Below are 13,655 nucleotides of genomic sequence, written 5' to 3'. Positions count from 1 at the left end.
AACGGGGCGCTAACGTTTCCTTCGATATGTCCATAAAGGACAGAGCGCGGCCGCCGCGAGGCACAGCCAGGCGAACACGTCACCGACACGGCTGTACACGGTCTGTGTTCTCGGCTGCACCGGCAGATCCGCGACGAGCGTCTGCTGATCGGTGCGGTAGAAGTCGGCGTGCCCGAGGACGCGGCCCTGGCTGTCCACAGCTGTGGAAATCCCGTGGGTGGAGTGCCGGAAGAGGGAGTAACCGTTTTCCACCGCGCGGAAGCTCGCCTTCTCCGCGTGCAGCGAGCCGAAACCCGGCCAGTCGTTGGCGGGGACGAGCATGAGCGAGGTCCCCTTGTCCGCGGCTTGGCGCATCAGGCCCGGGAAGTCCGCGTCGTAACAGATCACCGCCGCGAGCCGTCCGTACGGCGAATCCGCGGTGGGGACGTTTCCCGGGCCGGGGGTCATCGGTTCCATCGGCGTCGGATGCGTCTTGTCGTAGGTCCACAGCGCCTCACCGGACGGCGCGACGAGCACGACCACGTTACGGATGTAAGGAGCTTGCGACGTGTAGAGCGCGTACGCGAGCCCGACGTGGATACCGGCCTGTTTCGCCTGGTCGCCGACCCGCTTCAGCAGTGCCGCCTGATCACGTTCCAGGACGCGGGCGTGGGTTTCCGGCCAGAGCACGATCTTCGCCCCCGCCGACGCCTGCTGCCCGGTCCTCGTCACGAGATCGTCGGTGACCGGCGCGAACGCCGCACCGACCGCGGCCGGGTCGGCGGCGGCGACTTCCTCAGCGCGCCAGTACTTGACGCCGGCGCGGTCCAAGGCGTCGGAACTGGCCCGGTCCGCCTCGGCCGACGGGCTGATCCCCGCGATCCGCACGGTCTCAGTCGTGGGGGCGTCGAGCAGCAACCGCAGGCCACCAGCCGCGAACACCACGCCGAGCAGGCATACGTGGACGATGGCCGTGCGCTTGACCGGCCGCCATCCTTCCGTCCAGACGGTGTTCGCCACCGAGGCGAACCACGCGAGGACGAAGGTGAGGCCGTACACGCCGGTCACGGACGCCGTCTGGAGCAACGGCAGGTTCGTGGCCTGGGTGCTGCCGAGCGCGCCGAAGTCCCCGAAGCCGGTGATCACCGTGAAGAGGTACTCGCCCGCGACGAGCGTCACCGGGAACACCAGCGTCCTCAGTGCCCCGGCGCGGCCGGCGAGCAGCCGATCGGCCAGGAACGCCGTCGTCTGCAGCACTACGAGCAGAGTGAAGGCGAGCAAGGCGGAGAGCACGAACAGCAGACCGGTGACCCCGAGCCAGAACAGCTGCCCGATCAGCAGGGACAGGCCCACCATCAGGATCGCGCGCCGTGTCGGGACAAGGCGGGCGTAGTGGAGAAGGAAGACCGGGAACACCCAGGCCGCGAGCGGAACGTTCCAGTCGGTGTGGACGGCGAGCAGGAGCAACGCTGTGCCCAGCCACCAGAGCAGCCGTGGTTTCATACCGCGAACGGTAGGAAACCACGGCCGCCCGGACAGCGGACCTTGGGCAGCGAGGGACCCTTACTTTCGTCAGGAAACGTGGTCCCGGTAGGCCCGGACGGTCTCCGCGAGCACCTCCCCGCCGGGACGCCGCCAAAGGTCGGCGTCGAACACCTCGACCTCGATCGGCCCGGTGTACCCGGCGGCCTCGACGCACGCCTTCAGGTGCCGGTGGTCGATCGGGCCGTCACCGGGCAGCGCCCGGCCGAGCAGGGTGTCGGTCAGGGGAACCTTCTGGTCGCAGACGTGGAATCCGGCGATCCGGCCCGCCGCCGCGGCGATCGACTCCTCGATCCGCGGGTCCCACCAGACGTGGAACTCGTCGACGATCACGCCGACCTGATCGGCCGGATGCTCGCGCGCGATCGTCAGCGCCTGGTCCACAGTGGACAGTACCGAGCGTTCGGCGCACTGCATGGGGTGCAAGGGTTCCAGGCCGAGGCGGACCCCGCGCTCGCCGGCGTACGGCGCCAGCTCTCCGACCGCGTCCGCGACCCGCTGCCGCGACGAGGCCAGGTCGCCGTTCACCCCGCCGACGACCAGCACGAGCACGTCCGCGCCCAGTGCGGCGGCTTCGTCGATCGCCTCCCGGGTCTGCGCGACACCGTCCACAGGGGACCCTTCCGGAGTGACCCCGGTGAAGAAGCCGCCTCGGCACAATGACGACACACCGACGTCGTACTCCTTGAGCAGCCGGGCGGTCTCCTCGACACCGGTCTCGGCGACCTTGTCCCGCCACAGGCCGATCCAGCGGACGCCCGCCTCGGCGCAGCCCGCGACGGCTTCCGGCAGCGACCACGCCTTGGTGGTGATCTGGTTCAGGCTCAACCGGTCCATCAGGCCACCCCCGCCGCGGCCAGCAGCGGCCGCATCCGCGCGACGGCGAGGTCCGGGTCGATGAGCGCGCCCGCGGCGTCCGCCAGGCGCAGCAGCTCCGCCAGATGTGTGATGGAGCGGGCCGACTCGCGGCCGGCGACCATACGGAAGTGCTCCTGGTGCCCGTTGAGATAGGCGAGGAAGACGACGCCGGTCTTGTAGTTCATGGTTGGCGCGCGGAAAATGGCGCGGCTCAGTGCCACGGTCGGGTCCAGCAGGCCGTGGAAACCGTCCTTGTCGCCCTCGTCGAGCCGGGCGAGCGCGGCGCCGGCGACCTGCGCGACGGCGTCGAAGATGCCCAGAAGCGCTTCGCTGTGGCCCTGGTCGTCCCCGGCGATGAGCTCCGGGTAGTTGAAGTCGTCGCCGGTGTAGCACTTGACGCCCTCGGGGAGCGCGCGGCGGAACTCGGTCTCGATCGACGCGTCGAGCACGGAAACCTTGACCCCGGCGATCACGTCGGCGTGCTCGGCGCAGAGCCTTCCCAGTTCCTCGGCCGCCTTGCGGACGTCACCGTGACCCCAGTAGCCCGCCAGTGCCGGGTCGAACTGCTCGCCCAGCCAGTGCAGCAGGACCGGGCGGTCCGCGCCGGAGAGCAGTTTCCCGTACGCAGCATGGTAATCCGCGGGGCCGGAAGCCGACGCGGCCAGCGCCCGGCTGGCCATCACGACCGGGATCGCCCCGGCCTCGCCGACCAGGTCCAGCTGCTCGCGCCAGGCGTCCACAATGGACCCGGCGGTCGCTTCGCCGCCGGGGAGCTGATCGGTGCCGACGCCCGCCACCCACGGCCGTCCGGCGGCGAGCGCCCCGGTGCGCCGGATGAGGTCCTTGGTGGTGGCCCAGTCCAGGCCCATTCCGCGCTGCGCGGTGTCCATCGCTTCGGCGACGCCGAGACCGCAGGACCACAGGTGCTCACGGAAGGCGAGCGTGGTCTCCCAGTCCAGCACCGCGCCTTCTTCGGGATCGGCGGGGGCGAGCGGGTCGGCAACCACGTGCGCGGCCGCGTAGGCGATGCGGGAGGTCGGCGGTGACGCCGGTTTCGCGGGCGTTTCCGCCCCTCGGGGCGTCCACTCCGCCAGTCCGCCGTCGGCGGTGGGCAGGGCGATCAAGGTCATCGGGTCTCCGTGGCGCGGGGGTGAGAAAGCGCTTTCTCGCGCCACGGTAAGTCACCTCATGGGCCGCACACAAGGGTTTCAGCGAGCGGGGGCGGCGGTGCTGCGGCGCAGGACGACCTCGCCGGACATCTTCACCACGCGCGGCCGGGTGCCGGGGGAGGCCTTGAGTGCCAGGTCCATGGCCCGTTCGCCCAGCTTCTCCAGCGGCAGCGCGACCGTGGTCAGCGCGGGCGTGAGATCGCGCACTACCGGGATGTCGTCGAAACCGGCGATCGACATCTCGCCGGGCATGGAGACGCCGGCGTCGCGTAGCGCCGACATCGCGCCGATGGCCATCACGTCAGTCACCGCGAACACACACGTCGGCCACTTCTTGCGTGGCCGCGCGAGGACCTTCTCCATCGCCTCGTAACCACCGTCGCGGGTGAACGCCGCCTCGAAGACGTCGGCCTCGGCCAGTTCGACGCCGTGCTCCAGCAGCTCCGCGGCGAAGCCGTCGAGGCGGTCCACGACGGTGGTCAGGCTCTTCGGCCCGGCGAGCACGGCGAACCGCCGGTGCCCGAGGCCGAGCAGGGCCTTCGCCAGTTCGGCGCCGCCACCGCGATTGTCGGGCTGGACGGTGTCGACTTTGAGTCCGCGATGCCTGCTGACCGCGGCGACGTGCCCGCCGCCGCGCCGGTACGGTTCGAGTTCGGCGGCCATCGCCTTTTCCCACGCCTTGTCCTCGAACGCGGAACCGATCAGCAGAATGGCCGACGCGCGCTGGGCGCGCAGCGTCGAAACGTAGGCGACCTCCTTGGCCGGATCGCGGAAAGTGCTCGCGAGCATCACCAGAAGATCGTTTTCGTTCGCCACCCGCATGACGCCGCCGGCGATCGCGGCGAAATACGGATCCCCGACGTCGTGGCAGATCACCCCGACGGTGGGCTGTGAGCCACCGGCCAATGCCTGAGCGTGAGCATTGGGGGTATAGGACAGCTCGGAGGCCGCGGCGATCACTCGTTCGCGGAGGTCTCCCCGGACGGTGGCGGTGCCGTTGAGTACGCGGGACGCGGTCGCGAGCGATACGTCCGCGGTGCGCGCCACGTCCTCCAGCGTCACGTGGGGGCGAGCCTTCATCGATCCTCCAAGCGGGCGTTTGGGGCATAGTGGCGGATATGCTCGGCCTTTACCCGGAAATCGAACCTTACGTCCAAGGGATGTTGCCTGTCGGTGACGGCAACGAGATCTATTGGGAGGAGTGCGGCGATCCCGGGGGCAAGCCGGTGGTCTTCCTCCACGGTGGCCCCGGTGGCGGTTCGACGCCGAGACATCGCAGACTGTTCGACCCCGGGCGATACCGGATCGTCCTTTTCGATCAACGCGGTTGCGGGCGCAGCACGCCGAACTGCGCCACCCCGGAGGCCGATCTCTCGGTCAACACGACGTGGCATCTGGTCGCCGACATCGAGCGTTTGCGCGAGCATCTGGACATCGAACACTGGATGGTCTTCGGCGGCTCGTGGGGGAGTGTGCTCGGGCTGACCTACGCGGAAACCCACCCCGGACGGGTCACGGAACTCGTTCTCCGCGGCATCGCCACCTTGCGGGCGAAGGAACTGCAATGGCTGTACGGCGGGGGAGCGGCGTACCTGTTCCCGGAGGCGTGGTCGCGTTTCCTGGCCCCGGTGCCGTTTTCGCGCCGGCAGGACAACCTGATCGAGGTCTATCACGAACTGCTGAGCCATCCGGATCCCGCCGTGCACGGCCCCGCCGCGATCGCGTGGAGCCGCTGGGAGGGGGAGACGGTCAAACTGCGGCCGCAGGACGAAGTGATCGACGCGTTCAGCGATCCCTCGTTCGCCCTCGCGATCGCGCGGATCGAGAACCACTACTTCCGGCACAGCGGCTGGCTGGCCGAAGATCAGCTGCTGCGCGACGCCGGGAAGCTCCGGGACATCCCGTGCGTTCTGGTCCAGGGACGCTACGACGTGGTCACCCCGGCCATCACCGCGTGGGAGCTCAGCCAGGTGCTGCCTTCCGCCGAACTGGTGATGGTCGGCGACGCCGGTCACGCGTTCGACGAGCCCGGCATCCTGCACGAGTTGATCAGCGCGACCGACCGGTTCGCGTCAGACTGGCAGGGCGCCGGTACACGCCAGGACGAGAGGAACTCAGACATGCTTTTCGGTGACGAGCACGTCCGTCGCTACGAAGAGACCGACGGCGAGGTGGGCCACGACTGGGAGAAGGGTGTCCCTTGCCTCGTCCTCACCACCAAGGGCCGCAAGACCGGTGAGGACCGCAAGTTCGCGCTGATCTACCAGTTCGACGACGACGGCAACCCGGTGATCGTGGCGTCCAAGGGCGGAGCTCCGGAGGACCCGGGCTGGTACAAGAACCTGCAGGCCAACCCCGAGGCCAAGGCCCAGGTCAAGGCGGACAAGTTCACCGTGCGGGCCCGGACGCTGGAGGGCGAGGAGCGCGCGAAGCTGTGGGAGAAGCTCGCCGCGGTCTGGCCGGACTACAACGAGTACGCGAAGAAGACCGACCGCGAGATCCCCGTGGTGGTGCTCGAGCGCGTGTGATCCGCGCCGCGTTCACGCGTGGTTTCAGCCGAACCCGGGCGGGTTCGGCTACGAATTACGTCCATGGTGCTGAGACCCCGTGAACGCTGGACCGCGCTGAGCCCCGCTTCGGGGGACCTGCTGACGTTCCGCCAGATGATCGCCTTCGGCCGGCGCTTCGCCCGCGCCGGCCGGGGCGCCTGGTTCGCCTTCGCGATCAACGTCGTGTGGCCGTTCCTGGTGCTGTTCACCCGGTTCCGGGTGCGTGGCGGGGAGCACCTGCCCGCGTCGGGCGGCTTCCTGGTGGCGTCGAACCACCTCTCGTTCGCCGACCCGACCACGGTGACGGCGTACTGCCTCGCGCACGGACGCGTGCCGCGCTACCTGGCGAAGGCGAGCCTGTGGGACGCGCCCGTCATCGGCTCGGTGATGCGCTCCGGCAAGCACATCCCGGTTTATCGGGGCGCGGCCACGGCGTCAGACGCGTACCGCGACGCCGTCAGCGCCGTCCGTGAGGGTGAATGCGTCGTCATCTTCCCGGAGGCGACCTTCACGGATCACCCGGACGGGTGGCCCATGCGCGGCAAGACCGGCATCGCCCGGATCGCGCTGGAGACCGGCGTCCCGGTGATCCCGCTGGCGAACTGGGGCACGCACCACCTGCTGCCGTCCGATGCGGTGCTCCCGCGCGCCTTCCCGCGCAAGACGGTGAACCTGGTCGCCGGCCCGCCGGTGGACCTCTCGGATCTCATGACACCCTCGCCGTCCCGTGAGGTGCTGGAGGAGGCCACGAAGCGGATCATGACCGCGGTGACCGAGCTGCTGATCGAGATCCGCGGCTCGCGCCCCGAGTAGGCAGTCTCACCCTTCGGACCGTCCCGGTGAGGGGTAGGTTTCGGGGTATGAGTGCACACTATGACGTCGTTGTCCTGGGGGCCGGAGTCGGCGGTTACGTGGCGGCGATCCGGGCGTCGCAACTGGGGCTGAGCGCGGCGGTCGTGGAGGAGAAATACTGGGGCGGTGTCTGCCTCAACGTCGGCTGCATCCCGTCGAAGGCGCTGCTGCGCAACGCCGAACTCGCGCACATCGTGACCAAAGAGGCGAAGTCGTTCGGGATCCAGGTCGAGGGCAAGGTCAGCTTCGACTACCAGGCCGCCTTCGACCGCAGCCGCAAGGTCGCGGACGGGCGCGTCAAGGGCGTGCACTTCCTGATGAAGAAGAACAAGATCACCGAATACGACGGGCACGGCACCTTCCTCGACGCCAACACCATCGAGGTCAACGGCGAGCGGGTCACCTTCGACCACTGCGTGATCGCCACCGGCGCGACCGCGCGCCTGCTGCCGGGCACCACGCGCAGCGACCGCGTGGTCACCTACGAACAGCAGATCATGGAAAACGAGCTGCCGGAGAGCATCGTCATCGCCGGTGCGGGCGCGATCGGCGTCGAATTCGCCTACGTGCTGCACAACTACGGCGTGAAGGTGACCATCGTCGAGTACCTCGACCGGATGGTCCCGCTCGAAGACGCCGAGGTCTCCGCGGAGCTCGCGCGCCGCTACCGGAAGCTCGGCATCGAGGTGCTGACTTCGACGAAGGTCGAGTCGATCGACGACACCGGCTCCAGCGTGCGCGTGACCGTGTCGAAGAACGGCGAGTCCCGGGTGCTGGAAGCGGACAAGGTGTTGCAGGCCATCGGTTTCCAGCCGCGGGTCGAGGGATACGGCCTCGACAAGACCGGTGTCGAGCTGACCGAACGCGGCGCCATCGCCGTCGACGCGCGGGGCCGCACCAACGTCCCGCACATCTTCGCGATCGGCGACGTCACCGCGAAACTGATGCTCGCGCACGCGTCCGAATCCATGGGCGTCGTCGCCGCCGAAACCATCGCGGGCGCCGAGACCATGGAACTCGACTTCGTGATGATCCCGCGCGCGACCTACTGCCAGCCGCAGATCGCCAGCTTCGGCTGGACCGAAGAACAGGCCCGCGAAAAGGGCTTCGACGTCAAGGTGGCGAAGTTCCCCTTCACCGCCAACGGAAAGGCGCACGGCCTCGGCGAGGCCGTCGGCTTCGTGAAGATCCTGAGCGACGCTACGCACGGCGAGCTTTTGGGCGCGCACCTGATCGGCCCCGAGGTGACCGAACTGCTGCCGGAGCTGACTCTGGCGCAGCAGTGGGACCTTACGGTGCACGAAATCTCGCGGAACGTGCACGCTCACCCGACCCTTGGGGAAGCGGTGAAGGAAGCCGTGCACGGCCTCGCGGGCCACATGATCAACATGTAAACCCTCGTGAGTGGTAAGGACGGTTAGAACCGTCCTTACCACTCACGAGCTGGTTCTGGCTGTAGCGATTCGTGCGGCTAGCTCCTCGGCCTTACGCTCCTCGAAACCCACCCAGTACCTGAGTTCGTGGTGGTGCCATCGGTCCACCTCGGACACTTCTCGGTTCATCCCGTGGCGGCTGAGCACCAAGAACCACTTGGTTGTGGACGGGCGGGTCTGCCGATGCGGTTCCTGCTCACCCGGGCCAGGCTGGCGACAACCCGCAGCTGGTTCCGCTGCTGGACGGCATCACCGTCGCCCGGATCGGTCGCGGCCGGCCACGCTGCCGACCGGAGACGGTGAGCGCGGACAAGGCGTATTCGCATCCGTCAACCCGCGGGGCGATGCGAGACCGGCGGATCAGGTTCGTCAGTCCGGAACGGGATGACCAGATCGCCCGCCGCACAGCCAAAGGCCGCAGCGGCGGGCGACCACCAGCGTTAGACGCCGAGGCTTATAAACAGCGCAACGTGGTCGAACGGTGCTTCAACCGGCTCAAGCAGTTCCGCGACCTGGCCACCGCTTCGCCGAACGCGCCGCCTGCTACCAGGCCGGACTCACCATCGCCGCGATCGTGTCCTGGCTCCAATGACTCACAGGACACGCCCTAGGCCACTTTGATCACCTTCTCCGCGGCCGTGCGAACCGCGTTCAGCACGCCGGTGGCCCACTCTCCGGTCGACTCGTCGGTGAAGTCACTGGGTGTGGTGCCGACGAGCATGGTGGCCGCGCGGGCCAATGCCGCTGCCAGCTGCCCGATCGCGTCGGCGCCCGGGTCTACCCAGCTGTCGCCGTAAGAGTCGGATCTGATCGCCACAGGCAGGTCGGTATCGGCAAAACTGGTACTGGCGCGCCTTGACGCGGTGAGCAGATCGAGAAGCTGGTCGGCGAGCGCGTCGCGCAGGCGCCGGAAGCCGTGGGCTTGAACACCGTAGCCGCGGGCCAGGTACTGCTGGTCGGTCGCGAGAAGTACCCTCCTGGCGACCGCTATCGATTCTTCCCGGAGCATCTGGTTGGTCTGCTCGCACATCCGGGCGTACTCGGACTCAAAGGTCATGTCCCAATTCTGCCCTGGCCTGCGCGCGACCAGGGGCCGCCGCGAGTCGTCCGTCTGGGCACGTGTGTCGTCCGCTTAACTACGTGTGTCGTCCCTCCAATCACGTGAGTTCGCGATTCGCGCACGGCGGTGGCGGCTGGCGCTAGCGACCCGAAACACTCGCGACAGACAGGCCGAAGGTGTCCAGACGTTGCGAAGTGGCTTTCGCAACGCCTCCGAGCCGGCGGGAGTCGCAGCGGCTAAGTGGGTCGTGAGTGACGCTAGAACGTCACTTGCCACTCACGACCCACCCGCCCCGACGCCCAGCCCGCCGCAGCCCACCCAGCCCGCCGCAAGTAGTCGACTAAATGCGGCGGGGAGCTAGAGCGTGTGCGTGGCGATCAGCTGGCCGATCGCCCGGATGTCCGAACCGCGGAACTCCAGGCGCACGTTCCCCAGCCCGCTGAACCAGAGGTCCAGCTCGGCGTCGAGGTCGAAGGTGCCCGCGGTTTCGATCGAGAAGGCCTGGATTCTGTTGTACGGCAGCGAGGTGAAGTCCTTCTTCTTGCCCGTCATGCCCTGGACGTTCACCGCGATCAGCCGCTTGTTCGTGAAGACCACGAAGTCGCGCACCGCCTTGAACGACGAGATGATCTCCTCGCCGGGGATGATGATCGGCTGCACCGTGGGCGCGATGTCCTTCGGCTTGCACGGCGTGAGCTTGAAGACGGTGTCCTTGGAGAAGTCAATCATGTACTCCAACATACGGACGAACGCGATATCGGGACCCGTCCCCGGCGACGTCCCGCATAATGCCGGGGACCAGGAGGAGGCACGATGAAGCGGCTCACGACGACGCACGAGAGCCTGGCGCTCGGCGTGCCGCCGTCGGCTCCCGGCGCGGTGTTCGCGCTCACGCTCGCGGGTGGCGTGTCCGTCGACCCCGGCGAGGGCGGCGAGATCACTTTCGGGCGTAACCGGCCGCAGGTCGACGTTTGTGTAGGGGAGAACGACCTGCAGGTCAGCCGCCGGCACGGGCTGCTGAACTTCACCGACGGCCAATGGTGGGTCAGCAACACCGGCCAGCTGCCCATCCGCTTGCCGAATTCCCGCTGGCTGTCCCGCGGCGAGGAGCCGATCCCCCTGTCCGACGGCTACACGCCGTTGTTCGTCCGCGGTTCGGGCAGGCGGGAGCACCTGCTCGAGTTGTACGTCGCCGGGCCCGAGGGAGGGCAGCCCGTCACCCGCCACGACGACGTCACCGTGCCGCCCCGCCGCTGGCGCCTCAGCGCGGAAGAACGCCTGGTCCTGGTCGTCTTCGGGCAGCGCTACCTGCTGCACGACCTCAACCCGCAGCCGCTGTCCCGCCAGCAGACGGCCGAGGTGCTCACCGAGCTCCGGCCCGGCGAGACATGGACCGCGCGCCGGGTCGAGCACGTCGTCATCGACGTCCGGACGCGGCTGTCCGCCGGCGGTGTTTTCGGCCTGCGGCGCGAGGAGGTCGGCGAGCCGGTCGGTAACGCGTTGAACGACAACCTGTTGCGAGAGCTCGTGCTGTCCACGACGCTCGTCCCGCCGGACCTCGCCCTGCTCGAAGCGCTCGACTGAGCGTGTCCACAGAGGACGGTCAGCTCACGCCTTCCATCGCCGTCTTGGCGACGTCGCTTCCTCTTTCCGCCTCACCCGCGACCTTCACCAGCGCCGCCGTGGCCTGATCCCGGCTCTCTTCCGCTTTCACGCGTCCCGCCGAGGCCGCGTTCACGCCGAAGAAGGCGCCTACCACGGTGCCGATCACCGTTCCCGCCGCGGTGATCACCGCCGTGACGTCGGACGTGTTCGGGTACCGCCAGACCGCCGCGACCGCGATGACCGCGAGCGCGCTCAGCCCCGCCAGCACCGTCATGAATCCGTAGTTCTTGCTCATGGCCCGCTCCCTTCAGGCTTTGGCGGCTGCTTCGCCCGAACGGCGCCCATCGTTACGGCGAAAGGCCGGACTGTTATCCGCCGACGCCGAAACGGACCTCGTGCTCCGCGCCCGGCACCACGAATTCCAGCAGCCGTGCGCCCTCCTCGGCGATCAAATCCTGACCTCGCAACGGCTTCCGCGATTCGATCGTCAGTGTCGCCCCTTTGATCGCCCAAATGGCCAGGAATTCACCGTCGACGAGCAGGGTGCCCCGGCGGCCGCCGTTACCCGGGGGCAACGGCACGCGGCGGCCGTCGGGGATCACCCGCGCGCGGTCGGCATGGGAGAGCAGGACGTTGTCGTACTCGGGCAGGAACCGGGGCGGCGCCGGGGTTTCCGGGTCCGGCCGCGGCGCGTCGGGAAGGTCGAACAGTTCCTTGCCCTCGACATCGATGAAGGTGACCAGCTCGGGCCGCAGCCGCTCGAAGACCTCTTTCAAACGCGTCAGCCCCGACCAGACCTGCGCGTCGCGGACGGTCGCCGGGCCGAACGCCGCGAGGTAACGCAGCACCAGGTCGTCGAGGGTGATGCCGCCCGTGATCGGTGCGCCGACCCAGTCTTCTAGCAGGGCGAACGCGGCCGGTCCGGTCTGGCCCCAAAGGCCGCGCGGGGTCACGTGCGCGAGCGGGAGCAGGCTGTTGACCGCGTAGCCGAGGGTCGGCTGGTCCGCATCGGGCCACCGGGGCGCCAGCGCGGTCCGGATCTCGGCGCGCGTGCGGGGCCGTTCGGCCAGCAGGGCCCGTCCCGCTTCGGCGATCGCGGCGAGATCGAGTCCGGCGATCTCCCGCGAGTAGTGGCCGAGGAAACCGCGCTCGACCACCGATTTGACCGTCGGCCACAGGGCGACGGCGTCCTCGGCCGTGACCAGGTGCACCGTTCCGCGCATCAACGTCGTCCGGACGACTTCGCGGGCGGCCAGCGGTTTCGCCAGCTCGTGCACCTGGAAATCCCGAAGCCGCGACCACAGCCCGACATACGACGAGTCGGGAGCCTGAGCCTGGAGGCCGGCCAGCCGTTCGATCGCGGTGATGGCGGGCAGATCGGCGCGGTCGAGCAGGAGCTGCCTGGCCAGGGTCGCGCGGTTGAGGGCCCGGGGGCTCAGTTGCTTCATTGTCAGACGCACTTTCGCAGGAAGGAACGGAGGTCATCGGCGAACAGACCGGGGACCTCCATCGCCGGGAAATGGCCGCCGCTGTCGTACTCGGACCAGTGTTCCACCGGGCCGTCCTGGAGGCTCCGGATCGTGGTGTCCCCGGCGAAGACGGCGATCGCCCGCGGCGGACCGGCAGGCGCTTCGTCCCAGCCACCTTGCGACATCTGCCGGTACACCTCCATGCCTTCGTACACGGCGTGCGCGGAAGAGGCGCCCGCGCCGGTGAACCAGTACAGGCTGACCGCGGTCAGCAGATGGTCGCGATCGACGGCGTCGTCCGGCAGCGCCTTGGCCGGATCGGTCCACTCGGCGAACTTCTCCACGATCCACGCGAGCTGGCCGGTGGGAGAGTCGTTCAGCGAATAGGCCAGCGTCTGCGGCCGGGTCGCCTGCAGGTGCAGGTAGCCGAGGCCGCCGGACTGGAACCGGTTGAAGCGTTCGGCGCGCTCGCGATCCTTCTCGTCGAGGCCGTCCAGTTCGACGGGCGGGCCGAACGGCATCCCCGCGCTGGTCCCGGTGAGGTGGACGCCGGTCACGCGGTGCGGGGCGATCATCGACAGGATGCCCGCGACCCCGGCGCCCGCGTCGGTGCCGTGGACGCCGAAGCGTTCGTAGCCGAGGCGGTCCATCAGCGTGACCCACGCCTGGGCGACGCGGAACAGGTTGCCCCAGCCGGGGCCGCTCACCGGGTTCGAGAACCCGTAGCCGGGCAGGGACGGGATGACCAGGTGGAACTCGTCGCTCAGCTCTTCGACGACTCGCCGGAATTCGAACGGTGAGCTCGGCCAACCGTGTGTCAGAACCACCGGCAGCGCGTCCGGGGCGGTGGAGCGGATGTGCAGGAAGTGGATGGTCTGGCCGTCGATCTCGGTGGTGAACTGCGGGAACTCGTTCAGCTCGGCTTCCTGGGCGCGCCAGTCGAAGCCGTTGACCCAGTACTCGGCCAACCCCTTGAGATAGGCGACCGGGACACCTCGGCTCCAGTCTGCGGTGACCTCGCGCGGCCAGTGGGTGCGGTGCAGGCGGTCCTTGAGGTCGTCGAGTTCGACCTGGTCGATGGCGATGCGGAAGGGCTTGATCTCGGTCATGGGGCTAGATTAGGAACGATTGCGGAAAGG

General features: G+C 68.6%; 14 protein-coding genes and 2 pseudogenes. 6 read left to right on the top strand and 10 right to left on the bottom strand.

The window, feature by feature from the left end; all coding sequences use genetic code 11:
• Positions 1–9: 9 nt before the first annotated feature.
• From H4W30_RS31000 to H4W30_RS30985, 4 genes are all read right to left on the bottom strand, one after another.
• Positions 10–1,482 carry an apolipoprotein N-acyltransferase gene (locus H4W30_RS31000; protein ID WP_192746015.1) on the bottom strand — a complete coding sequence of 491 codons (1,473 nt, stop codon included), beginning with the start codon at positions 1,480–1,482 and terminating at the stop codon, positions 10–12.
• A 69-nt stretch (positions 1,483–1,551) separates the two neighbouring features.
• On the bottom strand, positions 1,552–2,358 hold the full coding sequence (locus H4W30_RS30995) for a sugar phosphate isomerase/epimerase family protein (RefSeq protein WP_192746014.1): 807 nt from the start codon (positions 2,356–2,358) through the stop codon (positions 1,552–1,554).
• A complete protein-coding gene (locus H4W30_RS30990; protein ID WP_192746013.1) occupies positions 2,358–3,509 on the bottom strand; it encodes a dihydrodipicolinate synthase family protein in 1,152 nt (383 codons plus the stop codon). Before H4W30_RS30990 ends, H4W30_RS30995 begins: the two co-directional genes overlap by 1 nt.
• 78 nt (positions 3,510–3,587) lie before the next feature.
• Positions 3,588–4,628 (bottom strand): LacI family DNA-binding transcriptional regulator, encoded by a 1,041-nt coding sequence (locus H4W30_RS30985; protein ID WP_192746012.1) that lies wholly within the window; start codon positions 4,626–4,628, stop codon positions 3,588–3,590.
• A 38-nt stretch (positions 4,629–4,666) separates the two neighbouring features.
• On the opposite strand from H4W30_RS30985, the pseudogene pip reads away from it, so the two are divergent.
• The 4 genes and pseudogenes from pip to lpdA form a co-directional block, all read left to right on the top strand.
• Positions 4,667–5,605: pseudogene (gene pip, locus H4W30_RS30980) on the top strand (prolyl aminopeptidase); the annotation flags it as partial.
• A gap of 63 nt (positions 5,606–5,668) precedes the next feature.
• Positions 5,669–6,076: a nitroreductase family deazaflavin-dependent oxidoreductase gene (locus tag H4W30_RS44845; RefSeq protein WP_455423576.1), complete on the top strand. Its 408-nt coding sequence runs from the start codon at positions 5,669–5,671 to the stop codon at positions 6,074–6,076.
• A gap of 63 nt (positions 6,077–6,139) precedes the next feature.
• On the top strand, positions 6,140–6,910 hold the full coding sequence (locus H4W30_RS30975) for a lysophospholipid acyltransferase family protein (RefSeq protein WP_192746010.1): 771 nt from the start codon (positions 6,140–6,142) through the stop codon (positions 6,908–6,910).
• 47 nt (positions 6,911–6,957) lie between these two features.
• Positions 6,958–8,343 (top strand): dihydrolipoyl dehydrogenase, encoded by a 1,386-nt coding sequence (gene lpdA, locus H4W30_RS30970; protein ID WP_192746009.1) that lies wholly within the window; start codon positions 6,958–6,960, stop codon positions 8,341–8,343.
• A 42-nt stretch (positions 8,344–8,385) separates the two neighbouring features.
• On the opposite strand, the pseudogene H4W30_RS44590 reads toward lpdA, so the two are convergent.
• A pseudogene (locus H4W30_RS44590) lies at positions 8,386–8,559 on the bottom strand (AMED_5909 family protein); the annotation flags it as partial.
• Between H4W30_RS44590 and H4W30_RS44785 the strand changes: the two are divergent.
• On the top strand, positions 8,544–8,993 hold the full coding sequence (locus H4W30_RS44785) for a transposase (RefSeq protein WP_192746008.1): 450 nt from the start codon (positions 8,544–8,546) through the stop codon (positions 8,991–8,993). The pseudogene H4W30_RS44590 and the gene H4W30_RS44785 sit on opposite strands and share 16 nt — an antisense overlap.
• Here the strand turns inward: H4W30_RS44785 and H4W30_RS30960 are convergent.
• On the bottom strand, positions 8,990–9,439 hold the full coding sequence (locus H4W30_RS30960; protein ID WP_192746007.1) for a hypothetical protein: 450 nt from the start codon (positions 9,437–9,439) through the stop codon (positions 8,990–8,992). The two genes, H4W30_RS44785 and H4W30_RS30960, sit on opposite strands and share 4 nt — an antisense overlap.
• A gap of 360 nt (positions 9,440–9,799) precedes the next feature.
• Positions 9,800–10,171, bottom strand: a complete 372-nt coding sequence (locus H4W30_RS30955) for a PH domain-containing protein (protein WP_026467493.1) — start codon at positions 10,169–10,171, stop codon at positions 9,800–9,802.
• 84 nt (positions 10,172–10,255) lie between these two features.
• On the opposite strand from H4W30_RS30955, the gene H4W30_RS30950 reads away from it, so the two are divergent.
• Entirely contained in the window at positions 10,256–11,026 is a 771-nt protein-coding gene (locus tag H4W30_RS30950; protein ID WP_192746006.1) for an FHA domain-containing protein, read from the top strand.
• Between the two features lie 19 nt (positions 11,027–11,045).
• Here H4W30_RS30950 and H4W30_RS30945 read toward each other — a convergent pair whose 3' ends face one another.
• The 3 genes from H4W30_RS30945 to H4W30_RS30935 form a co-directional block, all read right to left on the bottom strand.
• Positions 11,046–11,342 carry a hypothetical protein gene (locus H4W30_RS30945; RefSeq protein ID WP_034312745.1) on the bottom strand — a complete coding sequence of 99 codons (297 nt, stop codon included), beginning with the start codon at positions 11,340–11,342 and terminating at the stop codon, positions 11,046–11,048.
• 73 nt (positions 11,343–11,415) lie between these two features.
• A complete protein-coding gene (locus H4W30_RS30940) occupies positions 11,416–12,495 on the bottom strand; it encodes a winged helix DNA-binding domain-containing protein (protein WP_192746005.1) in 1,080 nt (359 codons plus the stop codon).
• Positions 12,496–12,497: 2 nt separating this feature from the next.
• A complete protein-coding gene (locus H4W30_RS30935) occupies positions 12,498–13,625 on the bottom strand; it encodes an epoxide hydrolase family protein (RefSeq protein WP_192746004.1) in 1,128 nt (375 codons plus the stop codon).
• Positions 13,626–13,655 lie beyond the last annotated feature (30 nt).

Origin of the sequence: Amycolatopsis roodepoortensis (genome assembly GCF_014873915.1) — a bacterium.
Taxonomy (GTDB): domain Bacteria; phylum Actinomycetota; class Actinomycetes; order Mycobacteriales; family Pseudonocardiaceae; genus Amycolatopsis; species Amycolatopsis roodepoortensis.
This window is presented reverse-complemented; position numbering and strand designations above follow the sequence as displayed.